Genomic DNA, 26,872 nt, shown 5'->3' with positions numbered 1-26,872 from the left:
TGAACACTTTTTGTTATTTTTTAGTTAATAAGTGCTTCTTTCAATTGAAATAGGGTATATAACCATATTGAAAAAGCACTTAACCTGGCTAGTGCAGCTTCATAGAGATCCCCCCTCATAAACAGCTGGAAAGTTTCCTTTTTCACATCCTCAAATACTTATAGAATTGGAGTGGTTTTATATGGAATTTTCATCCATACACCATAGACCTAATGACAATTACGGCTATCCCATCAACACTGAAACCCTACATATCCGCCTACGTACGAAAAAACAAGATATCTCCTCAGTTGGATTGATTTTTGGTGATCCATACATATCAGATAATGGTCAATGGCAGTATGAAGAACTTCCCATGAGCTTGTCAGGCAGCGATAACCGTTATGATTATTGGCATATTTATGTGAAACCTCCTTACCGAAGAATACGATATGGGTTCAAGGTAACCTCAGAAGAAGAAAGTGCATTTTACACGGAAAAGGGCTTCTTTAAAGAAGCCCCTCGAGATCCAGGATGCTATTTCGCGATTCCCTATCTACATCAAAATGAAGTTTTCGGGGCACCGGAATGGATCAAGGATACAATTTGGTACCAAATTTTCCCTGAACGTTTTGCGAACGGAAACCCCGATAACGATCCGGAAGGTGTGAAACCCTGGGGAAGTGAAGATCCGGCGGTGGATAATTTTTTTGGCGGGGACTTTGAAGGAATCATTGAACATTTGGATTACCTAGAGAATCTCGGCATCAACGGAATCTATTTCACGCCGATTTTCCATGCCCACTCCAATCATAAATACGATACGATTGATTATCGGAGTATCGATCCGCAATTCGGAACGAAGGAAACATTGAAAACGCTAATAGCCGAATGCCACAAACGGAATATCCGGGTCATGCTCGATGCCGTTTTTAACCATAGCGGCTACTATTTCCCCCCTTTTCAGGATTTACTCGAAAAGGGAGAGAAATCGAAATATAAGGATTGGTTCCACCCACACAGCTTCCCTCTTAAGGGAGGGGAAAGGCCCAATTATGAAACATTCGGTTTTTTTGAATCGATGCCAAAATTGAATACGGCAAATCCGGAGGTGAAAGAATATCTGCTCGAAGTCTCGGCTTATTGGATCAAGGAGTTCGATATAGACGCCTGGCGGCTCGATGTGGCAAATGAAGTCGACCAGCCATTCTGGCGTGAATTTCGAACAACGGTGAAAAAAATAAAGCCTGACCTTTATATTCTTGGGGAAATTTGGCATGACTCAATGCCATGGCTTCGCGGCGATCAGTTCGATGCCGTCATGAATTACCCTTTCACCAACCAAGTTTTTCGCCTGGTCGCCTCACAAACCATCAAAGCACGCGAGTTCACAGAAGAAATGACAGCCATCTATCACAGTTATCCGACCAATGTTTTTGACGTGACATTCAATCTTCTTGGAAGTCATGATACACCGCGGATTTACACGGATTGCGGGGAAGATCTAGCTCGAGCCAAGCTCATCCACGCAATCCTGCTGACATTCAATGGCAGCCCTTGTATATACTATGGCGATGAAATCGGATTAACCGGTGGCATGGATCCAGGGTGCCGAAAATGCATGGTCTGGGAAGAGGAAAAACAAAACACCGAGCTGCTCAATGAAATTAAGGCATTGATCCACTTGCGAAAAGAAGAACGATTACTTGCCAATGACGGGAAGTTCAAATTCCTTGATACAGCCGGAAACGAAAATATCGTGGCCTACCAAAAGTATAATGACAAACGTTCTGTCGTGGTCCTCATCAATCCGACGGATGTCCAGCAATCCTTTACCCTCCCTTTTGATTTGGAAGGACGTACACTAACGGATTTAAGAACAAAGGAAACCACACAAGTTGGCAAATTTGAATTGAGCGGTTATCAATATAAAATTCTCGCAATCAATCATTGAGGCATTGAAAAAAACGGGGCAATGAAAATCGCCCCGTTTTTTTCATTCGATTATCTGGATATCATATTCTTTGAACCATACATGGGTTTGTGCCAAGTGAGCGAGCAGCTGTGGACCTGACATCAATTGCCCGAACCACGGCACTTTAAAAGCGGCACCCCTGGAATCTACTATATCGGTTAGCTTCTGCTTATCGAAAAACTCATGCAGCACCGAACTTTTATCCATCAGTAAGTCTTTCAACCACGCCTGCACACGGTCTGTATATATAGGGTTATGGGTTTTTGGATATGGACTTTTTTTACGATACAATACTTCATCCGGTAGCAGCCCCTCCAAAGCCTTCCTTAGAATACCCTTTTCACGGTTGCCTTCCATTTTCATTTCCCAAGGAATGTTCCATGCATATTCAACAAGGCGATGATCGGCAAATGGCACGCGCACCTCTAGACTTGCCCCCATACTCATCCGGTCCTTCCTGTCAAGGAGCGTCGTCATGAACCATAATAAATTCACATAGAAAAGCTCTCTTCGCTTTGCTGCTACACCGCTTTCGCCTTCCAATTTAGGCGTTTCGGCAAGGGTGGTCAAATAAGCTTCCTGCGCATATTCCTCAAGCTTCAATTTCTCGCGCCATCCCTTTTTCAATAAAGATACCCGCTCATCCGTAGATCTCATCCAGGGAAAACCAGCACGATTCAAATCATCCTCACGATGAAACCAAGGATAACCGCCAAAAATTTCGTCCGCACATTCACCGGACAGGCCTACGACAAAATCTCGCTTGATTTCTTTACAAAACCAAAGTAAGGAAGAATCGACATCAGCCATGCCTGGGAGGTCCCTTACAAGGACTGCTTCCGTTAAATAATTTGTCAACTGCTCTTGGGTGATGATCGATGAATGGTGTACCGTGTTAAAACTATCCGACATCTTTTTAATCCAATACCCATCAGAGTTTGGCTGAAAATCATTTGCTTTAAAATAATGCTCATTATCCTCATAATCAATGGAATACGTATGAAGCGGCCCTTTCCCTTCTTTTTGATAGGCGTTTGCAGCAATGGCCGTTATCGCGCTTGAGTCAAGCCCTCCTGATAAGAAGGTACACAGCGGAACATCTGATACGAGTTGCCGCGTCACTGCATCTTCGACAAGAAAGCGAACCTTCTCGGCCGTCTCATCAAGAGTATCCCGGTGTTCTTCGCTTTTCACATTCCAGTATCTCCAAATCCGGAGGCCTTTCCTTGATAAGGTAAGCGCATGGGCAGGCCTTAATTCCTGGATATTATGAAATATGCCTGAACCTGGCTTTCGGGATGGACCAACACCAAAAACCTCAGACAGCCCTTCGCGGTCAATCTCCGTTTTAACATCCGGATGGGCCAGAATCGCCTTCAGCTCCGATCCGAAAATGAACCCGCCGTCCCTTTCCGCGTAAAAGAATGGTTTTACCCCCATGCGATCTCTTCCAACGAATAATTTCTGTTCCTTTTCATCCCAAATCGCAAACGCAAAAATCCCATTAAACAAGTCAATGCATTTTTCTTTCCATTCTATATAAGAAGTTAGCAAAACTTCTGTATCAGAATGACCGTTAAAGGAATATCCTTTTAATAATAGCTGTTTACGAATATCCTCGGTGTTATATAGCTCACCATTATAACAAAGCGTATATCTGCCGTTTTCGTGATTTTTCGTCATCGGCTGTTTTCCGCCTTCCGCATCGACAACCGTTAACCGTTTATGACCAAAGGCAACATGGGCTTCGCTCCAAACATTTTCTTCGTCTGGCCCCCGCTTTGCCAACGTTTTTGTCATGTTTTCCAGCGTTTTCGTTTTTGTCCGTAAATCTTTTTGAAAATGCACCCAGCCTGTTATCCCACACATTTTACACTTCATCCTTTCTATCCGGACTATCAAAAATATATTGGCTCCCTGTCTTAAAAAGATTTACAGTCCCTAAGTATCGCTCAGCATCATTCCGTAGGAACCCCCTGCCCACAACGCCCGGCGTCGTTAATGAATTGTTGAGCAAAGCATCCCGTGTTTAAACATAGCCTATGCAAAGACGGAAAGATGGTTATTTGTCCATAATATTTTAAAATATACAGTTATATTTTCATTGGATTTTGACTAAAAAGTAGGTGAGGATTCCACTATTGGAGGTATATGTATGAGTCAGCAACAACGAACTAAGTTAATGAACAGGCAAACAAGAGCTTTTACCGAAGGAACAGTGGAAAATATCAATCAACAATGGATTTTTTTCGATGATGAAACAGATGAGGCCTGCTCCATTGAAGACCACGTTGACAGCATCATCGAAGTGTACAGGGGTGGGCGCTGGCAGCAAGGAGTAATTGAAGAAGAGGGGAAAATCCTGCTTCATCGGGAAATCACCTTCTTAAGGGAAAATGAGCCCATTCGGATACGCAAAAAACTGCTCTACTCTTTTGAACGTTTATTGGAAGAATTGAACGACGATTCTTTTTTCCAATTTGTAACGACATTGAATTCACTTGATTTTTCTATTTATGATTGTATATATAGCTATAACCAGCTCACCTTTTTAAGGGCAGTCCCAAACCAGTCCGGCGTGAATTTTTTCACCTTTGATAACGAGAGCCAAATTTGTCTCGTTCAGCACCACTTTTCTTACGGGAAAAAGGATCATGATCGTTTTGAATTCACCCTGAACACCGGAAAAAGGATCGTCATTGAGAAAGTGAATTCACAATAACGGGTAAAAGAAAACGGGTAAATGAGATTTCCTCATTTACCCGTTTATAATTCTGTATTAAAAAAAGTCCATTCCTTGTGGCAGCGAAAGTCCTAAATAAAGGACGAATACAAGCGCTACGATAAACAATGTCCACATGGCACTTGTGCTTTTTCCTTTTTTCGTACGGACCAGCACCATTTCCATCGCCGCAATCACGATGATTCCAACAATCATTTTTACTGCGTAAGCACCAAAATCAGTGATCAGCATGCCGCCAGTAAGGAAAATCAATAGATAGAACAACCGTGTTATCATATGTAGCATTTTCGCTTTCGGGTTTTCACCTTTAAGCATCGAATATGTGACAAAGAAAAGAATGATTCCGATAACCCAAGCTGTAATATGCATATGTGTCATTTTTTTGCCCCCTCGTTCAGTTTCCATTTCATCATATCATAGGCTTTTACAAAAAAACAAAACTAAGGACCCACCTGAATGGGTAAAACCAACAATTTAATGAACATCATTTATATTTCTTCTTAACTGGTCCCTACTTGCGCATAACCGGCTTTTTACCATATGTAAAAAAACGCCATATATATTCAACCGGTCCGTAATAAAACAGACCCATCCACAATAAGGAAAGCAGAATTTGCAGGCAAAACAGGGCTATTAGGAAAACAAATCCTGTCGTATAGGAGACTGATCCATATAAACCAAGCCCATATGAATAAAAAATGGCCGTACATACCATCGATTGGAACAAGTAATTGCTCATCGACATCCTTCCGATATACGAAAACGGTTGTAATAGGCGGGAAGCCCCTGCCCGCTCCGCCAAAAGCGCGATTGCCGTGATATAAAAAACCGTAAGTAACGGTCCTCCCAAATAATCCTGCACGAATATCGTACCAAAATGGTATACCGTCACATATGGCAGAAACTTAATTGACATCCCCAATAGCAAACTTACAATCGATATCGTTTTCAATTGTCGTTTATATTGGGTTGGATTTTGGAGAAAGCCTTGTTTTGCAACGCCTGCTCCCATTAAAAAAAACGGAAAAATCGATAAGAAAAGGATAATGGCATTAAAGGGGTTGTTCACCATATACCAATCCAGCGCCCTTTGACTCATTATTTCCGTAAATGTACCAGATTGATAAGCTTCCAAAGACTGTTTAATCATCTCCGAATCAGTCGTGATTGCCATCGAATCCCCTTCAAAAATGCTCATTATAAGAAATAGTGAACTCAATATCGCAAAAGGCAGGACATAACAAACCGAGCCTAGCAGAATTAAATTCCTGCCCCTCATCTTATAAAAAAACAAAAAGGCAAACCCAAATACAGCATAATTAATGAGTATGTCCCCATGCCAGATGAAAAAAGCATGAATGCATCCAAGTATCAGCAGGAAACTTAGCCTTTTCATATATAGCAAAGGAAATGAAGTACCCTTTTCTTCACTCCTTACAGCCAGTATGATCGCCCCGAAACCGAACAGAAAGGCAAATAACGGATAAAAGCTGGCCTGTGCGACAATATCACTGAATACATACAAAATCCTGTCCCATCCTCCAGCCCACCGCTCGGCACCATCTATGTACAAGAGCGGCGAGTGGAAAGAAGGCATATTCACTAAAAAAATCCCTAAAATGGCTAATCCACGTAAAATATCGATGCTTTCGATCCTTTTACTTTCCTGCAATGGTACCATCGTGCCCTTCATAGGTACACCCACTTTCATCCATACAGTTTTTCTATAACTCCATTGCACCATCCTTAACTTTTGTGACCGCTTTTTGCTTTTTTATCAGTATGACAAACAAGCTGCCCAATAAGCAAAAGATTCCTGCAAGGAAGAATGCCCATGTATAGGAGTTGAATATTTTGAAGATAAGCCCTCCACCATACGCCGCCACTGCTGCACCGACCTGATGGGCCGCGAATATCCACCCGTATACGATCCCGCTTTTCTCCATGCCAAAGACTTGCCTTGAAATGCTAATGGTCGGAGGAACGGTGGCAATCCAATCCAAGCCATAAAAAACGGAAAAGATGATCAATAGGCCAATTGAGCCTTCATTTAGCGCAAAAGGAAGTAATACGAGGGAAGCACCCCTTAGAGCGTAATACCAAAACAATAGCCAACGGTTATCAAAACGATCTGATAACCACCCGGATACAGTCGTACCAATCAAATCAAAGATTCCCATGAAAGACAGCATTGATGCTGCCGTCACAACCGGTAAACCAAAACTAATGCAGTAAGAAATGAAATGTGTGCCGATCAACCCGCTCGTCGAAAGTCCGCATATAAAAAAGCTTCCTGCCAATAACCAGAATTCCTTCACTCTCACTGCTTCAATCAACGACTGAAAGGCCATGGCGATGGGGTTCTTCTTTTGGACTGAAACAGCCTCCTGATTTTCCTCTTCTAATCCATATGGAAGAGTGCCCACTTCCTTCGGATTGTTTTTCATGAACAAAAGGATGATTGCCAGCATGATCAAGCTAAGGACCAAAATTAATCCAATCGCCCATCTCCACGAGTAATTCTCAATGATGATGGCTAAAACCGGAAGTAAAATGAGCTGACCTGTGGCCGTACTTGCCGTGAGTATCCCGACCGCCAGTCCCCGCCTCTTTTCGAACCAACGATTTGCCACATATGGGCTCAATACCGTTAAAAACACTCCAGAACCCAATCCAATGATAATTCCCCAGATAAGAATGAGCTGCCATTCATGCTCCATGAAAAAAGTGAGTAAAATCCCTGCCAATAAAGTGGACATGGCCAATACCATCATTTTCTTCAATCCAAGCACTTCAATTAGAGCGGCCATGAATGGACCCGATAATCCATAAAGAAACAAACTTATGGCGAAGGCTAAAGAAATGACGGACCGATCCCACCCGAACTCACTTTCAAATGGAACGATGAATACTCCCGATGATGACCTAACGATTCCGGCTACAATAATCGAGAAGAATGTTATGATTAAAATAACCCAGCTATAATGTATACGTTTCAATGCTCTCCCCCACAATCCAAGACTCCTACAATAAACATGATGAAAAAATGAAAATCAAAATAATTTGAAATATTTTATAATAGTAACACTTTCTCGTTAAACAGGAAGCTTTTTATCGAAACAAATTCCAATGCTCTTGAATGAACATCCTTATCCAACAATGGCATGAGTTACTGCACGAATGGAAAAATATCGCCCCCGCAATCTTCATTTATCAGGTCCGATATCTTCATAGCTTAATATGAAACCAATCGAACGGGCAAACAGAAAAAAACGCTGATCATTTCTGAACAGCGTTAGCGAGCTTCAATTGACGAACCTGCCTGTTTTTCCCTTAGATTCCCAGTAATCATTACGGAGATGGATTTTTTGTATTTTCCCCGATGCCGTTTTCGGAAGCTCATCGACGAACGACACACTGGTAACTGATTTGAAATGAGCTAGTTTTTCCCGTGTGAAGGTCCTTACATCATCCTCCGTTAATTCCACGCCCCTTTTTGGCACAATGAAGGCATGCGGCGTCTCCCCCCACTTTTCATGGGGAACGGCAATGACTGCCGCTTCAAGAATGTCCGGATGTTCGTAGAGCACTCCTTCCACTTCTATGGAAGAGATATTTTCTCCGCCACTAATGATGATATCCTTTTTGCGGTCAACGATATCCACATTGCCCTTTTCATCAATCGTGGCCATATCCCCTGTATGCAGCCATCCATTTCTCAATGTCTGGCTGGTCGCTTCTTCATTTTTCCAATAACCTAACATCACTCCATGACTGCGGACAATGAGCTCCCCGATATCCACGCCATCATGGGCCACTTCCTCACCATTATCATGGATGACCCGTACCTCACTGCCTATGATGGGATATCCGGCTTTCGCCTTCATTCTGTATTTTTCTTTTTCCGAAAGATCATCGAATTCAGAACGAATCAGCGATATCAGACTAACCGGTGTCGATTCAGTCATTCCGTAAATTTGAATGAATTCCCAGCCCAACTCTTTTTCCACCCTTGTAACGAATGCAGGAGGCGGAGCGGAACCCGCAACAACGATTCGAATATCCTGCTCAAGATTCGGAACATTCCGTTCATAATATTGAAACAGTGAATTCAGAACCGTTGGTGCCATATGCATGATGGAAACCTTATGCTTTTGTAATGCATCAAATATCGTTTCGGGACTGGTCTTCCTCAAACAAACTTGAGTGGCACCATTTGCCGTATAATAAAATGGGGCTCCCCACCCATTCACGTGGAACATCGGCAGTACATGCAAATATGTATCGCGGTCATTGACCCTGAAATGATGCATCGCACCCAGGGCATGTAAATAGTTGTTGCGGTGAGTCAGCATCACCCCTTTAGGATTCCCTGTGGTCCCGCTAGTATAAAGGAGGCTCGAAACATCATTTTCATCCACGGTTTCCCGGTTAAAGCACTTGTCATCATAACGTTCCAGCCAATGGTTGTAATCGGTTTCATTTATTTCTTCACCTTTATAATGAACGATTATGTGCTCCACCGATTCAAGTTCATCCTTAACAGGGGAAATAAGATGATACAATTCCTGATCTACGAAAAGGACCTTTGACTCGCTATGGTTCAAAATGAATACATAATCAGCAGGCTTCAAGCGGATATTCAAGGGAACGATTACAGCCCCAAGCTGAAATACCCCATAAAAGCCTTCAAGCATTTCAATTGAGTTAGGTGCCAAATATGCCACCTTATCACCCTTTTTGACTCCAAGATCCCTTAAACCATTTGAAAGCTGGTTTACACGGCCGTTCAATTCTGCGTAGGTTAATACCTTGTCATCTCCAATGATGGCTCTCTTATCGCCATATAGTAAGGCTGCTCGATCTAAGAAATGCGATAATACTAATGGTACATTCATTTCCTCACCCCTGTTTTTATTTGAAAATTCTGAATTAGCATTATATTACCATATCTGTTTATAACATTTCAATAATATCCACCATTGTTATATAACAATATATTGATAGGCAGATGAATCACATCAATCATCAGTCAACATACTATACATTGAAACCCCCTTCAGTGCTAGGCTCATGCCTGAGATTCAGGGGAAAACCAGAATAAAAAAAGGGTGATTTTCTTGCCGGCCATCGTAGGAGTCGTTCAAGTCATCAACGTCGGTAGCAGTGGAATTGTCCATATTGGTGACGTCTTTAAAATTAGTCCCTATTCCACCTCAAAAACGTTTGCAGGTGCTGGCTCGTTTAATACGGGTGAATCCATATCCCTTTATAATGCCTATAGCACCACGAATACAAATGATACTGATGGTGTTGATCAGCCACTGGTCTTAAATCTCTAATGTTTTAAGAAAGGAGTCAGCATGATCTTCAATATTCACCAGACCATACAAATCAATATGATAAAAATTGAAAGCATCGCCAATTCATCCGTTTTTCAAATAGGAAGTGCCGGGGTGATTAAACCATATTCCACATTGGCCAATACCGGTGGATTCACTGAGCCTGCTCCACAAATTGAAGCTGATGTTACCCCATCAGCCAGTTTCGTCCCATTTACCCCTGGTTGATAGGCATTCACCTACATCCAACTTTTTCATATACTGTCATATATGAAATTTACTTATTGTGAAGGTGGGGTGTTGAATCGTGAATCAGGATCTCTATTCATATTCCATACAAATGCAGCGTTTCCTTGAAGCCCAGGATAAACGGATCATGAAACTTGAACACGAACTCAAACGCCTGACAGATGAAATTGCCGAGCTGAAAAATAAACCGCCAATCCATGTGGATAAAATTGAATATAAATTCGATCAGCTAAAGGTCGAATCTTTAGATGGAACATTGAATATCGGTTTAAATCCAACTGACCTTAACAACATTGATGAATTTGCCGTCAACAACCAACCCGTCCAACCAGCACCTAACCTATTTCCAGGCAGGGAAATCGTCGTCCAGGAAATGCACAACGATATTCTTTCAGACTTGGAAAATATGATCAACGATGTGGAAACCCAGCTGAAAATATCATTGGAACCCTCTTATCATGACTTCATTAAGCAAGACGTCGAGCGCCAGCTTCATCAACGGATCAATATGTATTTCGATAATCTTTCTTACGCGGAACGGGCTCCGCAGCAAAGGGATAATATTAAGGAAAAGATCAAGGAAAAGGTGAAATCCGATATTCAAACTGCATTATTACAATTCATTACCCATTCACAAGCCGAGACAGGAGGAAATCCAAATGGAGTTTAATGTAACCAATCACCAGCTTTGTGTAGGAGATATTAAAATTACCGGTGTAGCAAGCTCTGCTTTATTTCTAATTGGGGATGTACAAACGGTCCAACTTTCTTCAGCATTCGATACCCCGCCAGAATCCCTTATCATCGGGTCATTCGTGCCGCTTTCTCCAGAAGGATAAATAACATGTTTTCTAGAATATCAAAAGTAAAATCTTTATTATCCGACACGGTATCATTCAGCTCCACCCTGCAAATCGGGGATACTTCATATATAGATGGAAATGCCCTGGCTATAGCCGTTCAGAAGAAAAGTGAAACTTTCCATTCAGTCGATATTCATTTCGAAGACTATGACATTTTTAAGAAACCACTTTATATCCCGAGATTGAATGAACCCGTGATATCAAGTTTTTCAAATCCGAATCCCTTCATACGGGTCGGCAATATCAATATAATCGGGATATCTTCCTCATCTGTGGTTGGTGTGGGGAACGTAGGCCATGTACGTATGGAATCAAGAGTGAAACATATTCGGGAGGTTCCTAAAAAACCCGAAGAGACGCCAATCGAGGATTCAACCAACAACACTTAAACTTTTAAAGGAGGGGTTCATATGCCCGCCATTATCGGCCCAGTTCAAGTATTTAATGTCGCTCAAGGAAACCTGTTATTCGGTGATTGCGCCGTCATTTCCCCTAAGTCTTCCTCCAAATCCGTTAGCGGATCCGGCTCAGGGAACACGGCTGCAATCGTTTTTACGGCCAATGGCCTGAACGGCAGCAATGTCCTTGATGTCAATGGGGTCGACCAGCCCATTACAGGGAATAATTAGTCACAGAAAAAGCCTCCCATTTCCAGGGAGGCTTTTATATTCGGCTTATTTTTCTAACATGTTGAATACTTGTTCGACATCTTTGTCTCCCCTGCCTGATAAATTAACGATCAGTATATCATCTTTTGTTAACTCTTTTGCGAGCTTCATGGCGTGAGCTAGGGCATGTGAGCTTTCGAGAGCAGGAATGATTCCCTCTGTTTTGGATAATACCTGAAAAGCCTCAAGCGCTTCTTCCCCTTTTACCGTCACATACTCCGCTCGTCCGCTTTCTTTCAAAAAACTATGCTCGGGTCCCACGCTCGGGTAATCCAAACCGGCAGCTATGGAGAATGTCGGTTTTGGTTCCCCTTGTTCGTCCACTAACGTCAAACTTTTGAATCCGTGCAATACTGCCGGGACACCTTGGGAGATACTCGGGGCTTCAATTGGCTCTACACCAATTAAACGGACATTGTCTTCATCAATATAATGAGCAAAAGCACCGATCGCATTGCTTCCCCCTCCTGCACAAGCAATGATGGCAGTTGGCAGTTTCCCTTCCTTTTCAAGGATCTGGCGCTTTGATTCTTCACTTATGATTGATTGGAAATGTTTAACGATCGTTGGATATGGGTGTGGTCCCACTGCTGAACCAAGCAAGTAAAAAGTATTTTCATAGTTTTGCACCAAATCATTCAATGCCTCATCAACGGCATCCTTCAAGCGACCCTGTCCCTTTTCGACCGCTACGACTTTTGCCCCCAGCAATTCCATCCGAAAGACATTCAATGCCTGCCTCTCCGTATCCAGCTTACCCATATAAATCACACACTCCATGCCAAACATCGCACATGCAGTCGCAGTCGCCACACCATGCTGCCCAGCACCAGTTTCTGCGATGATTCGTTTAGAACCCATCCGTTTAGCGAGCAGGATTTGGCCGATCGCGTTATTAATTTTGTGAGCACCTGTATGATTCAGGTCTTCACGCTTCAAGTATATTTTTGCCCCGCCAACCTTTTTCGTTAAATTCTTTGCAAGTGTTAACGGGTTTTCGCGTCCGACATATTCTTTCAGATAATATTTAAACTCCTCAATGAATTCCGGGTCATCCTTATATTTCAGGAATTCCGTTTCTAAAATATCCATTACTTCTTGAAGTTCACCCGGTACAAAGCTTCCGCCGAATTCACCAAAGTATCCTTTGCTCTTGATCTCACTCGTCATACTCTTCTCTACTCCTTTAAAAAGGTATTTTTCTCCACTAGTATATAGTAAGCATTTATACCTTTTCAAACTATTCTGTTTATTTATCCAAAAAGAAGCGTCCCACATCAATGGGACACTCCTTCTCTCTTATACTTCCAATAAATGCGAGCCGTCAAAGAAAAACAAGTAACGGCCGGTTACCTTCTTATTCATTATCCCTTCAACAGCCCGCGTATAAAGCTGAAGCTGCATCCGGTATCGATCGGCAAGAATCTCTTTAGCCCCTTCATACCCGCTGGCAAAACGGCCGGTGATTGTATCCGTTTTATAATCGAGAAGCACAAGACCTTGTTCATCCTCAAAGATACAATCAATTACACCTTGGATTAGGATCTCTTCATCTCCAGCTGCCCAATCGCTGTAAGCTTCCTTTGCAGGCAGCGACATCGTAAATGGCACTTCACGGCGAAGGTTCACGGCCTCTAGCATTCTTTGCCCGATTTCACTGTCAAAGAAATCGACGATCGTCTCAGGGTCCACAGCTTCTTTCTGTTCCTCCGTCAACAGCTCACGTTGAATCAAGTCAACCATCAGTTCCTGAATCGACTGAATGGTAACCTCTTTTGATAAATCAATATGCTGCATGACTAAATGTGTAATCGTACCCCTTTCAGCAGGAGTCAGTGACTTTTCTTGCATGAAAGTCGGCCGCTTCGTGATAGGCCGCTTAAATTTACGCAACAGCTCTGTGGAGCTTTGCTCGTCCTTGAGTTCATATTGACGTTTTAATTCAGAAACGGATTGCTTGGAACGATACACCGTTGCTTCATGCTCGGGGTACTCCCACTCGAGCTGTTCCTTGATATCATCATAAAACTCAGAAACAATATCAACCTTCTCCGATTTCTGGACATGTTCAAGCATTCGCTCTTGAACCAGTGCCTCTTCCTCATCCAGAACAGCAAGCTCTTCACTTGGAATGACGGAAATGGACCAATTCGATGGGTGCGACTCCATTTCCAAGCCAAGACCTGCAGCCCCAAGAGAATCCCGATGCCGGACAAGGGATGGACCAATCCAATCAAGATAACTTTTTGCACCTGCCCGTACATAGTCCTTCAATAGCCAATCTCCATGTGCCGCATTACTTTCCCAGTTTTGCTGCATCTTTTCTGCATCATTGATACTGGCAATCAAATAAAGCTTTTCCTTAGCCCTCGTTAGAGCCACGTAGAGGACACGCATCTCCTCGGCAATTAATTCAAGCTGCTTTTTTTTCTTAAAAGCCAATTGAGGGAGGGATGGATAAGTTATCCGTAATTCGGAATTCACATACTTTGCCGCAAAGCCATAATCCTTATCAAGTAAATAGGGCTTGCGTAAATCCATCATATTGAATTGCTTGGAAAGACCGGCAATGAACACGATCGGGAACTCAAGCCCCTTTGACGAGTGAATCGTCATCAGCCTGACTACATCTTCCTGTTCCCCTAAAGCACGAGCTGCCCCTAAATCATCTCCACGTTCTTGCATCCTTTCTATGAAACGCAAGAAACGGAACAGACCGCGGAAAGAACTTGCTTCATATTGCCTTGCCCTGTCATACAGCGCTCTTAAATTGGCCTGACGCTGTTTTCCGCCCGGCATCCCACCTGCAAAATCATAAAACTGCGTTTCGCGGTATAGCAGCCAGATCAAGTCTGATAATGCCTCCTGCCTGGCAAGCTTTCTCCACGTCACTAGTTTTTTATAAAAAGCAGTGGCCTTTTCATAAAGCCCCGGATGTTCTTCCGGGTCACTCTTTCTGTAAAAATCAGCTAGCGCTTCATAGTAGCTCCCTGTATGGAATAAACGCACCTGTGACATCTCTTCTTCATCCAATCCGACGATGGGTGAACGGAGAACGGATGCCAATGGGATATCCTGTTGCGGATTATCAATCACCTTCAATAGGGAAATCATGATGGCCACTTCGGTCGCTTCAAAATACCCTGTCGATAAATTGGCATAGACTGGAATTCCTTGTTTTTTAAATTCCTCCATGATTTGCGGTGCCCATGGCATCGAACGAAGAAGAATGACCATGTCCCGATAAGTGGCAGATCGGTACTTTTGGGTTTTCGTATCATATATCCGATGCTTTTCGCTTATAGCCTTTTTAATGAGCTTTGCCATCTGCCTTGCTTCGAGCTGCGCTTTTTCAAGCTCCTCGGCCTCAAACCCGCCTTCCGATCCTTCCATTTCAGAATGAGCTTCCGGATCGGCTGTTCCGTCAATTAAATGGAGTTCGATCGGGTTTGGATCGTCTTCGGGATATGGGGCGCCTTTTTTCAATTGGGCATCTTCATCATAATCAATCTCACCGACAGTAATGCCCATCAACTGTTGAAACAAGAAATTGGTCCCATCGAGAACTTCCTTTCGGCTCCGGAAATTGCGGTTTAAATCAATTTTCAGTCCGGAATCAACACCATCATGGGTAAAACGTGTGTATTTTCCAAGGAAGAGATTCGGTTCCGCAAGCCTGAACCGGTAAATGGACTGCTTGACATCGCCTACCATGAAAAGATTCCCATCATATTCGCCGTCGGCCGTCACAAGTTTTAAAATGGATTCCTGAACCAGGTTAGTATCCTGATATTCATCCACTAGTACCTCTTTGAACTGGTTCCTGTATTCAATGGCTGCCGCTGAGGGCTTTCGTTCACCATCCACCGTTTCCCCTGTCAAAATTTGTAGACAATAATGTTCCAAATCGGCGAAATCCACCAAGTTCTTTTCTGCTTTTGCAGCAAAGAACCTTTCATCAAACCGTTTAACAAGCATTACAAGTGTATCGACATATCCCTTGAGCTCCCTTATATCCCTCAAGTAGCTTTCCGGTTTACGGGAAAATAACTCTTCCTGTAACGATTTGATGATTTTCTTCGCCTTATCCCGATACTTGGTAGCCTCATCCGTAATTTCTTTGATAAACTCCGCACCAGAAAGGCGTTTCGCCGTCCCAAACTTCACATTTTGGATTTCTTCATAAAGAGCATTCCAGGATTGGTCCTTCACTTCCGAAAGTTTAGCAACCACGGCAAGATCGGCTAAATAGTTTTCAGCCCTTGGTGCCGGTCCCCCAGGGATTTTTGTCAACGCAAGCGAGCGTTCCAATAAATCTCTGGAGGTGTCCAATTGTAAACCAATATCGAACTTCAATGAATCGATAAACGAAAGATCATCAATCCCATCATCATCTGCCAGCTTATACATACTGGCGGCACCATCAAGCCATCGGTCCGGGTCTGGATTCGATTGCGAAAAATCATGCAGCGATCGAACGATATTCTGAAGTGCATCATCGTTTCGATCGCTAGTGAAAGCATCAACCAAATTAAAGAACTCTTCATTATCACTTTGGCCATACTGCTCCTCGAAAAGCTCTTCCATCACTTCATCACGAAGCAGCTGGATTTCCGTAGAATCTGCAATCCGGAAGCCCGGGTCGATATCCGTCAGATAATAATACTTCCTGATCACCTCTAAACAAAAAGAATGAAGTGTGGAAATCGAAGCACGATTAATCAAGCTCAACTGCTTACGCAAATGCTGTGAATGCGGATTATCATTGATCGCTTTTTCTAATGCCTCACTTATCCGATGACGCATTTCGGCAGCCGAGGCATTTGTGAATGTAACGACGAGCAGTTCATCAACATCGATTGGTTCTTCTTCTGAAATGACTTTTTGAATGATCCGGTTGACCAGCACCGCTGTTTTCCCTGAGCCTGCTGCGGCCGCAACCAGAATGTCCTGATCTTTAGCCCATATCGCCTTCCATTGATCTTCCGTCCAAGTCACGTCTCCTGGCAGAGCAGGAATTTTCGTTTTACTCATCGCTCTCCCCCTCCCCCCTTAATAGCTCAAGAACGTCATTTTGTTTTTTCTGTGCCAAATTCCTGAATTGGTTCTCCTCCAGTGACTGGTCGAATTGGCATACAGATTTAAAGGAACAGAAGGTACACGGCGTTTTTTCCTTTAATTTGTATGGTGTTATATCCACATCACCATCGACAATTCGATCACCAGCCTCCTGATAAATACGGCGCACATGATGATTAAGGAGCGAAAACTCTTCCCTGCTGGCAACTTTGGAAGCCGCAAGGAGCGATCCGTCCTTTTTAAATCCAGCTGGAATGATATCCGACTTACCAGGATTTTCAATATCAAGTGAGGTATCCATCATTTGAATGACATTTGAATGATCCAGTACAAGTCCATTCATTTTAAAACTTTTATAGATTTCTTCTTCAATTTTATCCAAGCTGAGCATTCCCTTTGATTTGACAACGGGATTATGCACATGAAAATATAAAACCCCGGCAGGGATCGCTTCTTTTCCAATAAGCGACTTGGAATGGGTGACGACGATATCAAGGTATGTCAACATCTGCAGCGCGAGTCCATAATATACTTCACTCATGTTCAGTTCCTTTTCACTCGACTTATAATCGAGCACACGCAAATAGACACCCTCATCTTCTTCCGCTTTATCCACGCGGTCTATTCGCCCGACCAATTCCATCTTCGTACCGTTTTTCAATGTGAAAGATAGTGGCGGCAGCTCGCCATTTTTTCCGAATCCGAGTTCTAATCCGATTGGAGCAAAACCGCTCACCTTTGCATGTTCACTTAATACGATCGAGGCCCGTCCAATCACGTGTTCCAGTTTCCTGCGTAAATAGTGATGGCGGTTCGTACTTAACAAGATTTGATTTTGGAGTTTAGGAGCAAGTCTCTCAACGGCAATTCTGGCCAGCTCCAAGCATTGTTCCGAAGTCAATGTAGACCAAGGTATATTATGTTCCTTCAAGTAATCGGAAATCATTTTCAACGCTCCATGGAACATCTCGCCTATATCCGGTGCATCCAAACGGAAAATTTGCCGTTCCCTCAATTTCAAGCCATGAGCGGCATAATGGGAAAACGGGCAGCTATTGAACATTTCCATCCTGGATACACTCGTAAGAATGCTCTCACCGTATAATTGCTTACTAGTTTCCTCAGATAATTTCTTTGTCCTATTTTGATAAAAAAGGCTCGATAAAACCTTAGTTGCTGAAGGACCGGCCCTTTCATCATCAATAATGGCATTATACACATCCCACCATAGTGAATGGATTGGATAGTTTCTTTTTTTCAGCTGCAATTGGGCAGCCAGGTACGATAGTGCCACATCATGATTCGCAGCATATTTCACCTGTTCCTCAGCAGGCAGATCGGACGGATCGTTCATATAATACACTTCGGAAACGTTAGGCAATACGTCCCTTACCCGTTTTAAATAGGATGAGGGTAAAAGAGCCTTTCCTTCCTCATCGGCAAGCGGATATGATAAATAAAGTGCCTCAGCAGGCGTAGTGAATGCTTTGTACGCTGTGAACTCCTCATCCAGCAGGCGCACTTTTGAACTTGGGGCAACATCAAGTCCGCCAGCCAGCAGCACATCACGATCACTATCTGAAAAAATTCCGTCAGATACAGCTTTTCCTGGCAAAACCCCTTCGTTCAGGCCGATAACAAAAGCTGTCTTCACATCATCCAGGCGGGATAAACCTAGATTAGCGACCAACACTTGGTCAATTGCCGGCGGTACCAAAGAAAATTCAAGAGATTCCAGACCAGCTTCAATAATTACTGCAAACTGTTTCATGGAGAGCTCTTCCCCGCTCAGCAGTTCAACGAATTGGTCCAATAGGTCGACAACCGCATTCCAAGTTTGCTCATGCTCTCTTGCCGATACCAAATCACCTGCTTCTTCTGCCTCTAGTTTTAGCTTTTCCAATTTTTCCGGCACATGCAATTCTTCAAGATATAGATAAAGGGCTTCACACAATTCCCTGCCATTAGCAGCCTTTTTAACACGTTTTGAGAGCTTCAAGATGGGCTCGGTAAATAATTGCTTCATCTCATTCAACTCTTGCTCAAGCTTCATTTCCTTATCCGTTTGGTTCCGGTCCTCGAGTTCCAGGCCGCGGAAGCGCCTGTAGGTCCAACGTTCTTTGGACGTCCACCTGCTTCCTTTAATGCCGCGGGCCAGCACATAGTTCTCCAGCTTATCTACCTGTTCGCGCATCCTATCATGATTTTTTTGCAGCGGAAATAGAAGCTCCGTCTTGATTGCACGAAATACCGGCTCATAACGCCAATAGCCATTGATGATCTCCAAAGTGGAACGAATCAGTTCAATCAGAGGATGATTCAGCATCGTCCGTTTGGAATCGACGAACAAGGGTATTTGATAATCCCGAAAAACGGTTTGTAAAATATCTGCGTATGCTTCCCCATTACGGACTAAAATCGCAATATCACGAAAACGGTGCTGTTTCTGTCTGACCAGCGACAAGATGTCCCGGGCAACTCCTTCAATCTCAGCTCTGCGGTTAACTGCCTGGGCGATCGTTACATCAGGTGACTGCTCAAACGTTTGTGCAGGACGAATGGCAAAATGAGTTTCCAGGTGATTCAGCCCTGGACTCTTTCCAAACCTTTCCGTCCCTTTTAAGATTCGATCTTCTGAAATCGGTATGCCATTCCTCAATCCAGACTGATAAAGGTGATGATAAAGATTACCCGTTTGCCTGAACAACTGCAAATCATCCGGGGCATATTGCCTGTAGGGCTGATCTAACGTCAGTGAGATCGTTACACTCCTGCACAGCTTCATCATTTCTTCCACAATCAATAATTCCTGTGGAGTCAAGCTATAAAAACCATCGATGTATATATCCGCATTCCTTATATATGAAGACTCTGGCATTTTCTCGATCAGCAAGGTGAAATAGTCTTCGGAATCTAAATATTTGTTGACCATTTCATCCTCAAAAGCCTGATAGACCAATTCAAGATCATGCAGTTTATCCTGAATGCCGCTGCCTGCCTGTGAGGTTTCTTGCAAATAGTTTTGAATGTCATCAGGTTGGATGCAATACTGCTTGAACTCGGCCAGCATTAGCTCCATCTGCGCAATGAACCCCTGTTTATCAGCAGATCGACGAAACATCTTTAACTCTTCCTTTTTATCTTCCATGATCTTCCGTATCAACATATTGACGCCGACACTGTCCAAATGCAGCCGGCTCATCCCCCCGGTTTCCTGAAGGACGCGCCATGCAAGCCTGCTAAAACTGAAAACCTGTGTCCGGATCATTCCGGCAAGGCCTGGTGTTTTAATTAATTTATATTCAGATAGAAACGTCATCTGATCAGGAACGAGGTAGATAATTGGATTTCCTTCGGGATCTTCTGCCAATTTGGAGCGGATTTCGTCCAATATATTCGAAGTTTTCCCTGCACCCGATCTTCCCAGTAAAAAACGGAGTGACATCTCTTTTTCCCCCTTACAACATAATATCTAGACCCATCATACCAGAAATACTTTCGTCTTTATGACTAGGTTTCTGTTTCCAATTAGATTTACTTTCTATTATTTTACCGTTTCCCTTTAAAAAACACCAATCGTACGTTCGCGTTTTCCCCCAAAAGAAAAAGCCCACATAATTTTGGGGCTTCCACAATCATTCACCTGTAAATTTAAAATTGAAATCATTGACCGGCCAATATCGAACATCCACTTTACCGACAACATTTTCAACCGGTATATAACCAAAATGACGGCTGTCAGCACTTTCAAGACGGTTATCACCCATGACAAAAAGCTTACCCTCCGGAACTTTGGTCATGTCCGTCAATTCTTTTAATGTAAAATCACCTGTAAAATCCTGTTCCGGGAAACCTTCCTTGAATTTCTCAAGATAAGGCTCATCCACTTTTTCACCATTTACGTAAAGCCAATCATCTTTATAACGAATTCGGTCACCTGCAATCCCTATGACTCGCTTAACATAATCTTCTTGTGAATTAGCATGAAAAACAATAATGTCAAAACGGTTGATATCATGAATCCGGTAATTGATTTTATTCACGACAAGTTTATTTCCATCTTCAAGGGTCGGCTGCATCGACTTCCCTTCAACATCATAGCTTGAAAAGAGAAATGTACGGATTAAGATGTAAATAACAAAAGCTATCATCGCTGGTTTTATCCAATCGGATAAAGAATTCTTGTTTGTTTTTTCCATCTAGTTCAACCCCTACTGCATTTATATATTAATTTATTGTCCTTCTTCTCTCTTCATGCTTTTATTTAGCCTGACTTCCAGTCTTTTTCCCACATACCATAGGATAAAGATGACGATTCCGATAATGATCGTTCGCACAGGCTTATGAATTAATGATACTAAATCGTAACCTACGAAGCTGATCGTAAAAATCATCACCGCTTTCCCACCCACTACTGCAAGTCCATATTGCAGGGTACTGACTTTTGAAAGTCCTGCCACGATATTAACGATAGCCGAGGGTGTAAAAGGGAAGCAGAGTAATATGAACAAAGGACCGAATCCATGGCTCTCAACCCAAACCATCAACCTCTGCACCTGTTTATGCTTTTGCAAAAATCGGAAAAACCTCATTTGACCATATCTTCTAATAATCCAAAAGATCAAAAAAGACCCCGCTACCGCACCAATCCAAGAAAATAAAAATCCCCACCAGAGACCAAAAGCCGTTGCATTAGCAAGCACGAACACCACTAAGGGCAAAAAAGGCAAAAATGCTTCCAACATCGGCAGCAAGATCCCAGGAATTGGACCGAATGAGCGATATTGCTGAATAAGTGCCGATATATGATCAAGTGTAAACCACTCACGTATAGTATCCAAATCCATAATTATCTCCCTCGACATGCTGCCATCATTGCAGCATAAACTTATTAAAAACTGTTTATTTTAGATATATCACTTTCCCCTGAAATTGCAAGAATTATTATCCATATATCTTCATACTTTCCCTATCTCCGGAAAACATAATCTTGTTAACGAATATTTCTTGATTTATCAAAACTGCTTGCATATACACTGAAAATACATTAGGATAAAAAAACAGAACGTATGTTCTTGTTTTGCAGAATATACATACTATTATTAAAAACGCGCTATTTTAGAAAGGGGCGGTCATGATGACCCGCATTCCAGAAGATGACCGAAATATGATTGAAAAAGCCATCTACCTCCCTATGGTTATTACAGTCTTAAACCGGGATCTCAAGGTCATCGAAATTAGTCCGTTTAAATTAAAAAGGCCCTATTCGGAGCTAGTCGAACATATTTTAAAAGTGGTTCAAGACGAACTTGCCGAGGTGCGGCGCTATTTGCGCAAGGAGAATATTAAGGTTAGTGAAATCAAACGCGATGAATCCTTCACGATGTATTGTTTTATATATAAAGGATACGAGGAACATCATAATTATTTCAATCCCCGCCTTCGCAACAAAACTGAAGACTTGTTATGTTATTACCTTTTCGAAAAAAACCACCGTTCAAGGAATTAGCGGGTGCAGGCATCCATGTATGTGGATGTTTGTGGCCTTAGATCATCCAGTATCTTATATGAGAAGGTTAAGCTTAATCAGTCAATATATGAATTAACGTAACGGAATGTTTCGGTTAAGAATAAGCTATAATGTTTTTTATTTGGAACTTTATCAGCAAATGATATTCCATCGAGTAAATTTGATTTTCTGATTTTAACTACACTCTGTAAATGCCTCTTGATTAATTGCTAACGTATTTAATTATATCCAATCATAGCAACATTTTACTAATATATGGTGTACAATCTATTAGATTTAATTGGAATAGCAGAAAGTATTTTGTCTAAACACAGTATATTGCACCAATTTTCATTTTGAAAACTTTTGTTAAAGAGATTTATCCAGAAGAAACACATAACAAAGAAGACGGAAAGTACAGACCTCCCGAATAGTTAGCGGAAAGAGATAATAAGGGTTACATAGAGACAGAAATTATACAATGGGGTCAAAAAAAAGAGAAAAATTTCATAACATATAAATCTTTATACCCTTATATGAAGCAGATTACATTATTCTTACATTAGGAACGTCTTTCATTTTTGGATATATATATTACCTTGAGAAGCAATTAAAGGTCCCCCAAAAGGCACTTTTTATTGGGAGAGCATGTTTTTTTATCACTTTAATAGGTAGTTTCATTTTAGAAGTGATTTGAAATTCAGCATTCTCTCACCTCTATTTCTGAACCATTTGAGAGAAGAAGGCTGTACACATTTCCAGTAACTATACATATTATGATACCTATACTTAAACTGTGTTCAGCTAACTTCCACAAATTAGAAAATTACAGTAAAAATGCTTTATCCTAAGGAAGCAAAAGAGGAAATGTTTGTATATCGATGTTTTTTCAAAGAAGGCTCTGAAACATAAAAAAAAGAAATTCAAGATTTAATGGATGAGCTATTTGAAGATTAATTCTGATGCCCTTCTCATATGAGAAGGGCTTTTGGTTGTGACTTTTGCTAAAGCAAACATTGATATGATTGATCGTATGAAAGAATCATTCCATTATCCGCCTGTAGAATATCATCTCCTCCACCATATTAAAAACTCAGATACATTCCCCTTCTTCACCAGCGACAATCCATCATAAATACCCAGGATCATTTTACCTAACCACGATTCTGATGCCCGCTTCCTTTTTTTATCACAAGAAAATTATGTCCAAATCCCCATTTTTCGAATTACACATGTTAAATTATTATTTGGAGGGGAAAAATGAAGAAAATAAATATTCTACTGGTTGCTGTTCTTGTTTTGTCTTTATTCACTGGACTTAAAACAACTGAGGCAGCCTCAAATGTGAAGGTACATTTCATCAATGTTGGACAAGGAGATGCCATCCTTATTCAAACCGGTAACGAAAACGTTTTAATTGATGGCGGCGGTAAAGGAAAGGGCGACGAAGTTGTAGCCTACCTAAAAAAGCAAAAGGTGAAAACACTTAATGCATTAGTATCCACTCACCCAGATGCGGATCATGTGGGCGGTCTGGCTTATGTGATTAAATCGCTTAATGTAAAATCTGTGTATGCCCCTAAAGTTTCTCATACTACCCAGGCATATAAAGACTTTTTAACGGCTGTTAAGCAGAAGAAGCTTACAATAAAAAAAGCGCAGACTGGCGTGGAAATCAACACTAAAGCTAAGGATAATTCCCTTAAATTCATTGCACCTGTTAAAGAATATGCCAAGTCTGACTTAAATAATTGGAGTGCAGTCCTTTTACTTAAACACGACAAAAAAACATTCTTGTTTACAGGTGATGCTGAAGAAAAATCAGAGACAGATATGCTGGCTAAAAAACTGGTACCAAGTGTGGATGTACTTAAAGTCGGCCATCATGGTGCAAAAACATCAACTAGTTCCGCATTCATTAACAAAACAAAACCGAAATACGCTGTAATCAGTGTAGGAAAAAATGGCTATGGGCATCCTACTTCCACTGTTATAAAACGGTTGAATTCAGTGAAGGCCAAAACTTATCGCACAGATAAATCAGGTAACATTATTTTTACTTCTACAGGTCAGAAAATTACTGTAAAGACGGTGAAATAAATGGTACAAGGTATTATTGACCGCTTCGAAGGAAAGATCGCTGTCGTTGAAATCGATGGTGGTGACATGAAGGATTTTCCTAAAAGCGCTCTCCCCAAGGGAGCAAAAGTAGGAGATATGCTGATTATCGATGGAGATACCATCACCATTTCCAAAGAGGGCACTGAGAAGTTAAGAAAAGAAATTGACGATCTAATGGATGAATTATTTGAAGATTAATTCCTGGGCCCTTCTTTAATAAGAAGGGCTTGCTTTAATTTTGAATGTCTAACGCGGTATATACTTTGACATTACCCCTTGAAGCCTTGACCCCGTTTGCTTCGGTGAACAGATAGAATGATTTCCTCTTTGTTTCCTCAATCCTCTGGATCAATTTCGTTTTTAAAAACGAAGTCCGGTGCAGCTGGTTTTCGAAAGAACTGCATGATACTGCTATATCGATGGTTTGTCTATTCCTGAATGTGATGGTAGTATGTTTGGAATCCAGGCGATCATAGGATACCACATGCTCATGTGATAACCAGATGCATTGAGGACGCAACGGAGATGTAGTGGGAAAGAAGAAAATCGAACTGGTCGGATCGATCGCAATAGGTGCTTTATGTGTGATGTTTATAAGCTGTTTTGTGCCTTGCTTGCGTCCTTCATAACTTGATCCGAAAAACTCACAGCTTTTCTTTATTATTTCCAAAGGTTTAAACGGGGATATGAACTCGTCCTCCATTTCAACTATACGGGCATATATTTTACTGCCGTAATTGATTGGCGAAACCATCAATGTATGTGGCGTGATTTCATATTCCTCGATGATTCCCTGATTGTTTTCCTTCATTTTTAATCCACCTCTTCCTCATTGCTAAACATCGCTTTTACTTTACCAAAGCTTATGCCCTTAATTGCTTGTACCCTTCCATTCCCCATTGCCGAAGAAAAGTGAATGGAGATAGTAAATGTATGTTAAATTACTCACTATAATAGCACAACCCTTGATCATAAAAAGTAAGTTCACAAAGAATTAAAAATTCTTTTATATAGTGGCTTTTTCTTCATATAAACGACACATTCTCTATTAATATTTAAATTTTTTAAATTTTCAGTTGATTTTATCCGCTCAAATCCATATAATAATAAAAAGGGTCAGGGGTGGTAACTTTGAAAAATGAAAAATCTTATTCAGAGTCAGTGAAGTCCTTATCAATGAGCGAAATGAAAAACGATGCCGTGGTTCAGGAAATGTTAATTGATATGATTATTCAGGAAGCCGTCCTTACTACCAAAAAGAATATCCTTGCAAAACAGATCGATGAAGCCTTGGATAAGAAAAACAAACCTTTATTCTTAAAACTAAGTTCTGAAATGAACGTTTTACTAAAACAGTTTGGAAATTAAAATGCATGATTTAAAAAAAGCCTAATGATCAAAAAAGCCTCCCATAATGTTGGGAGGCTTTTCTAATTATCATCACTCTTTATGAAACATCCCCATGACCTCGGATGTTTCGGTAATATTGACAAAAGCATTCGGATCAACTTCTTTTATCATCGTTTTTACATCGGTTAACTGATAACGTGTAATGACTGTCATCATTACTTTACTCTTTTCTCCTGAATATGCACCTTCACCATCCATGACTGTAATACCACGATATAGGTTGGTCAGGAGCTTCGTTTTCATTTCGTCACTCTTTTTGGTCACGATCATCAATGTTAATTTAATGTGATTGGAATGGATCGTATCGATCACCTTTCCTGCTGCATAAATGGAAATCAGCGTATATAATGCGGCATCCCAACCGAAGATGAAGCCTGAGATAACCACCACAACTGCATTCATCACCGAAAGCAATGTACCAAGCGGAAAGTCGCTCTTCTTAGCCAATAGCATGGCAATGATGTCAAAGCCGCCCGAAGACCCCGAAGCGCGAAAGACGATGCCTATACCGATTCCCGATATGATTCCGCCAAATAAAGAAGACAAAATCGGTTCAGTGGAAATTCCGTGAACTGGAATGAGATATAAACTGACGGAAATCACTACAACTGATAATATCGTATAGGTGATAAAGCGTCTCCCTAATTTCAGGTATCCAAGAATCAGCAATGGCAGGTTCATCAGAAAATTCAATATCCCTGTGTTGACCGGGGTGATGATTCCGAACATAATCGCAAGCCCACTAAGTCCGCTGCTTAAAATTAAATGTGGTATCAAAAATAAGTTGTAGGCTACTGCCACAAGCACTGAGCCTATAGTGATGAAAAGTACATTATACATATCCGATCTCCTTAAAACGAACTGGGAATTTAATTTATTATAGTAGAGAACCTAAGATTTTTAAAAATAATAGTTTATTCTGAAAACAACTACA

At 41.6% G+C, this 26,872-nt stretch carries 24 protein-coding genes; 12 read left to right on the top strand and 12 right to left on the bottom strand.

What is annotated here, in order from left to right; all coding sequences use genetic code 11:
- Positions 1 to 181 precede the first annotated feature (181 nt).
- Positions 182 to 1,933, top strand: coding sequence for a glycoside hydrolase family 13 protein (locus ACIROD_RS12830; RefSeq protein WP_402941309.1), 1,752 nt, complete (start codon positions 182 to 184; stop codon positions 1,931 to 1,933).
- 42 nt (positions 1,934 to 1,975) lie between these two features.
- Here the strand turns inward: ACIROD_RS12830 and asnB are convergent, their stop codons facing one another.
- Positions 1,976 to 3,823, bottom strand: coding sequence for an asparagine synthase (glutamine-hydrolyzing) (asnB, locus tag ACIROD_RS12825; protein WP_402941306.1), 1,848 nt, complete (start codon positions 3,821 to 3,823; stop codon positions 1,976 to 1,978).
- A 286-nt stretch (positions 3,824 to 4,109) separates the two neighbouring features.
- Between asnB and ACIROD_RS12820 the strand changes: the two genes are divergently transcribed.
- Positions 4,110 to 4,676 carry a DUF2777 domain-containing protein gene (locus ACIROD_RS12820; protein ID WP_020018810.1) on the top strand — a complete coding sequence of 189 codons (567 nt, stop codon included), beginning with the start codon at positions 4,110 to 4,112 and terminating at the stop codon, positions 4,674 to 4,676.
- 57 nt (positions 4,677 to 4,733) lie between these two features.
- Here ACIROD_RS12820 and ACIROD_RS12815 read toward each other — a convergent pair whose 3' ends face one another.
- From ACIROD_RS12815 to ACIROD_RS12800, 4 genes are all read right to left on the bottom strand, one after another.
- Positions 4,734 to 5,075 carry a YisL family protein gene (locus ACIROD_RS12815; protein ID WP_101224146.1) on the bottom strand — a complete coding sequence of 114 codons (342 nt, stop codon included), beginning with the start codon at positions 5,073 to 5,075 and terminating at the stop codon, positions 4,734 to 4,736.
- 133 nt (positions 5,076 to 5,208) lie between these two features.
- Positions 5,209 to 6,390, bottom strand: coding sequence for a DUF418 domain-containing protein (locus ACIROD_RS12810; RefSeq protein WP_402941303.1), 1,182 nt, complete (start codon positions 6,388 to 6,390; stop codon positions 5,209 to 5,211).
- A 31-nt stretch (positions 6,391 to 6,421) separates the two neighbouring features.
- Entirely contained in the window at positions 6,422 to 7,696 is a 1,275-nt protein-coding gene (locus ACIROD_RS12805) for an MFS transporter (RefSeq protein ID WP_402941300.1), read from the bottom strand.
- Positions 7,697 to 8,002: 306 nt separating this feature from the next.
- Positions 8,003 to 9,595: a long-chain-fatty-acid--CoA ligase gene (locus ACIROD_RS12800; RefSeq protein WP_402941297.1), complete on the bottom strand. Its 1,593-nt coding sequence runs from the start codon at positions 9,593 to 9,595 to the stop codon at positions 8,003 to 8,005.
- A 222-nt stretch (positions 9,596 to 9,817) separates the two neighbouring features.
- Between ACIROD_RS12800 and ACIROD_RS12795 the strand changes: the two genes are divergently transcribed.
- The 6 genes from ACIROD_RS12795 (at position 9,818) to ACIROD_RS12770 (ending at position 11,780) form a co-directional block, all read left to right on the top strand.
- Positions 9,818 to 10,039 (top strand): spore germination protein, encoded by a 222-nt coding sequence (locus tag ACIROD_RS12795; protein ID WP_063577089.1) that lies wholly within the window; start codon positions 9,818 to 9,820, stop codon positions 10,037 to 10,039.
- A 21-nt stretch (positions 10,040 to 10,060) separates the two neighbouring features.
- Positions 10,061 to 10,267, top strand: coding sequence for a spore germination protein GerPB (locus ACIROD_RS12790; RefSeq protein ID WP_402941294.1), 207 nt, complete (start codon positions 10,061 to 10,063; stop codon positions 10,265 to 10,267).
- A 79-nt stretch (positions 10,268 to 10,346) separates the two neighbouring features.
- Positions 10,347 to 10,958, top strand: coding sequence for a spore germination protein GerPC (gene gerPC, locus ACIROD_RS12785; protein ID WP_402941291.1), 612 nt, complete (start codon positions 10,347 to 10,349; stop codon positions 10,956 to 10,958).
- Positions 10,948 to 11,127, top strand: coding sequence for a spore gernimation protein GerPD (locus tag ACIROD_RS12780; RefSeq protein WP_402941288.1), 180 nt, complete (start codon positions 10,948 to 10,950; stop codon positions 11,125 to 11,127). Before gerPC ends, ACIROD_RS12780 begins: the two co-directional genes overlap by 11 nt.
- 5 nt (positions 11,128 to 11,132) lie before the next feature.
- The gene (locus ACIROD_RS12775) at positions 11,133 to 11,540 is read left to right on the top strand and encodes a spore germination protein GerPE (RefSeq protein ID WP_402941285.1); all 408 of its coding nucleotides are present in this window, start codon (positions 11,133 to 11,135) and stop codon (positions 11,538 to 11,540) included.
- Between the two features lie 21 nt (positions 11,541 to 11,561).
- The gene (locus tag ACIROD_RS12770) at positions 11,562 to 11,780 is read left to right on the top strand and encodes a spore germination protein (RefSeq protein ID WP_095391926.1); all 219 of its coding nucleotides are present in this window, start codon (positions 11,562 to 11,564) and stop codon (positions 11,778 to 11,780) included.
- A 45-nt stretch (positions 11,781 to 11,825) separates the two neighbouring features.
- Here the strand turns inward: ACIROD_RS12770 and trpB are convergent, their stop codons facing one another.
- From trpB to ACIROD_RS12745, 5 genes are all read right to left on the bottom strand, one after another.
- Entirely contained in the window at positions 11,826 to 12,989 is a 1,164-nt protein-coding gene (trpB, locus tag ACIROD_RS12765; RefSeq protein WP_402941281.1) for a tryptophan synthase subunit beta, read from the bottom strand.
- Positions 12,990 to 13,118: 129 nt separating this feature from the next.
- The gene (gene addA, locus ACIROD_RS12760) at positions 13,119 to 16,853 is read right to left on the bottom strand and encodes a helicase-exonuclease AddAB subunit AddA (protein WP_402941278.1); all 3,735 of its coding nucleotides are present in this window, start codon (positions 16,851 to 16,853) and stop codon (positions 13,119 to 13,121) included.
- Positions 16,846 to 20,343: a helicase-exonuclease AddAB subunit AddB gene (addB, locus tag ACIROD_RS12755; protein WP_402941275.1), complete on the bottom strand. Its 3,498-nt coding sequence runs from the start codon at positions 20,341 to 20,343 to the stop codon at positions 16,846 to 16,848. The genes addA and addB overlap by 8 nt, the downstream gene beginning before the upstream one ends.
- 190 nt (positions 20,344 to 20,533) lie before the next feature.
- Positions 20,534 to 21,097, bottom strand: a complete 564-nt coding sequence (gene lepB, locus ACIROD_RS12750) for a signal peptidase I (protein ID WP_230177350.1) — start codon at positions 21,095 to 21,097, stop codon at positions 20,534 to 20,536.
- A 33-nt stretch (positions 21,098 to 21,130) separates the two neighbouring features.
- Positions 21,131 to 21,745, bottom strand: a complete 615-nt coding sequence (locus ACIROD_RS12745) for a TVP38/TMEM64 family protein (RefSeq protein WP_048680052.1) — start codon at positions 21,743 to 21,745, stop codon at positions 21,131 to 21,133.
- A gap of 290 nt (positions 21,746 to 22,035) precedes the next feature.
- On the opposite strand from ACIROD_RS12745, the gene ACIROD_RS12740 reads away from it, so the two are divergent.
- The 3 genes from ACIROD_RS12740 to ACIROD_RS12730 all read left to right on the top strand — a co-directional run bounded on the left by ACIROD_RS12740 (position 22,036) and on the right by ACIROD_RS12730 (position 24,726).
- A complete protein-coding gene (locus ACIROD_RS12740) occupies positions 22,036 to 22,407 on the top strand; it encodes a YhjD family protein (protein WP_402941271.1) in 372 nt (123 codons plus the stop codon).
- Positions 22,408 to 23,667: 1,260 nt separating this feature from the next.
- Positions 23,668 to 24,507, top strand: coding sequence for a ComEC/Rec2 family competence protein (locus ACIROD_RS12735; RefSeq protein WP_101224158.1), 840 nt, complete (start codon positions 23,668 to 23,670; stop codon positions 24,505 to 24,507).
- Positions 24,508 to 24,726: a DUF3006 domain-containing protein gene (locus tag ACIROD_RS12730; RefSeq protein WP_057275817.1), complete on the top strand. Its 219-nt coding sequence runs from the start codon at positions 24,508 to 24,510 to the stop codon at positions 24,724 to 24,726.
- Positions 24,727 to 24,760: 34 nt separating this feature from the next.
- On the opposite strand, the gene ACIROD_RS12725 is transcribed toward ACIROD_RS12730, so the two are convergent.
- Positions 24,761 to 25,339: a competence protein ComK gene (locus ACIROD_RS12725; protein ID WP_402941267.1), complete on the bottom strand. Its 579-nt coding sequence runs from the start codon at positions 25,337 to 25,339 to the stop codon at positions 24,761 to 24,763.
- 320 nt (positions 25,340 to 25,659) lie between these two features.
- Between ACIROD_RS12725 and ACIROD_RS12720 the strand changes: the two genes are divergently transcribed.
- Complete coding sequence (locus tag ACIROD_RS12720) at positions 25,660 to 25,896, top strand: IDEAL domain-containing protein (protein ID WP_137017118.1); 237 nt, start codon at positions 25,660 to 25,662, stop codon at positions 25,894 to 25,896.
- A gap of 72 nt (positions 25,897 to 25,968) precedes the next feature.
- Here the strand turns inward: ACIROD_RS12720 and ACIROD_RS12715 are convergent, their stop codons facing one another.
- Entirely contained in the window at positions 25,969 to 26,778 is an 810-nt protein-coding gene (locus tag ACIROD_RS12715; protein ID WP_101224162.1) for a YitT family protein, read from the bottom strand.
- Positions 26,779 to 26,872 lie beyond the last annotated feature (94 nt).

The sequence above is a fragment of the Peribacillus sp. NPDC101481 genome (assembly GCF_044767165.1).
Lineage (GTDB): Bacteria > Bacillota > Bacilli > Bacillales > DSM-1321 > Peribacillus.
Note: the sequence above shows the minus strand (reverse complement) of the source record. Positions and strands in the feature narration are given on the sequence as shown.

Bases quoted from the DNA above. Each gene is read 5' to 3' on its own strand.
- ACIROD_RS12830 (WP_402941309.1), top strand. From the start codon at position 182: ATGGAATTTTCATCCATACACCATAGACCTAATGACAATTACGGCTAT.
- asnB (WP_402941306.1), bottom strand. From the start codon at position 3,823: ATGTGTGGGATAACAGGCTGGGTGCATTTTCAAAAAGATTTACGGACA.
- ACIROD_RS12820 (WP_020018810.1), top strand. From the start codon at position 4,110: ATGAGTCAGCAACAACGAACTAAGTTAATGAACAGGCAAACAAGAGCT.
- ACIROD_RS12815 (WP_101224146.1), bottom strand. From the start codon at position 5,075: ATGACACATATGCATATTACAGCTTGGGTTATCGGAATCATTCTTTTC.
- ACIROD_RS12810 (WP_402941303.1), bottom strand. From the start codon at position 6,390: ATGAAGGGCACGATGGTACCATTGCAGGAAAGTAAAAGGATCGAAAGC.
- ACIROD_RS12800 (WP_402941297.1), bottom strand. From the start codon at position 9,595: ATGAATGTACCATTAGTATTATCGCATTTCTTAGATCGAGCAGCCTTA.
- ACIROD_RS12790 (WP_402941294.1), top strand. From the start codon at position 10,061: ATGATCTTCAATATTCACCAGACCATACAAATCAATATGATAAAAATT.
- ACIROD_RS12780 (WP_402941288.1), top strand. From the start codon at position 10,948: ATGGAGTTTAATGTAACCAATCACCAGCTTTGTGTAGGAGATATTAAA.
- ACIROD_RS12775 (WP_402941285.1), top strand. From the start codon at position 11,133: ATGTTTTCTAGAATATCAAAAGTAAAATCTTTATTATCCGACACGGTA.
- ACIROD_RS12770 (WP_095391926.1), top strand. From the start codon at position 11,562: ATGCCCGCCATTATCGGCCCAGTTCAAGTATTTAATGTCGCTCAAGGA.
- trpB (WP_402941281.1), bottom strand. From the start codon at position 12,989: ATGACGAGTGAGATCAAGAGCAAAGGATACTTTGGTGAATTCGGCGGA.
- addA (WP_402941278.1), bottom strand. From the start codon at position 16,853: ATGAGTAAAACGAAAATTCCTGCTCTGCCAGGAGACGTGACTTGGACG.
- addB (WP_402941275.1), bottom strand. From the start codon at position 20,343: ATGTCACTCCGTTTTTTACTGGGAAGATCGGGTGCAGGGAAAACTTCG.
- lepB (WP_230177350.1), bottom strand. From the start codon at position 21,097: ATGGAAAAAACAAACAAGAATTCTTTATCCGATTGGATAAAACCAGCG.
- ACIROD_RS12745 (WP_048680052.1), bottom strand. From the start codon at position 21,745: ATGGATTTGGATACTATACGTGAGTGGTTTACACTTGATCATATATCG.
- ACIROD_RS12740 (WP_402941271.1), top strand. From the start codon at position 22,036: ATGACCCGCATTCCAGAAGATGACCGAAATATGATTGAAAAAGCCATC.
- ACIROD_RS12735 (WP_101224158.1), top strand. From the start codon at position 23,668: ATGAAGAAAATAAATATTCTACTGGTTGCTGTTCTTGTTTTGTCTTTA.
- ACIROD_RS12730 (WP_057275817.1), top strand. From the start codon at position 24,508: ATGGTACAAGGTATTATTGACCGCTTCGAAGGAAAGATCGCTGTCGTT.
- ACIROD_RS12725 (WP_402941267.1), bottom strand. From the start codon at position 25,339: ATGAAGGAAAACAATCAGGGAATCATCGAGGAATATGAAATCACGCCA.
- ACIROD_RS12715 (WP_101224162.1), bottom strand. From the start codon at position 26,778: ATGTATAATGTACTTTTCATCACTATAGGCTCAGTGCTTGTGGCAGTA.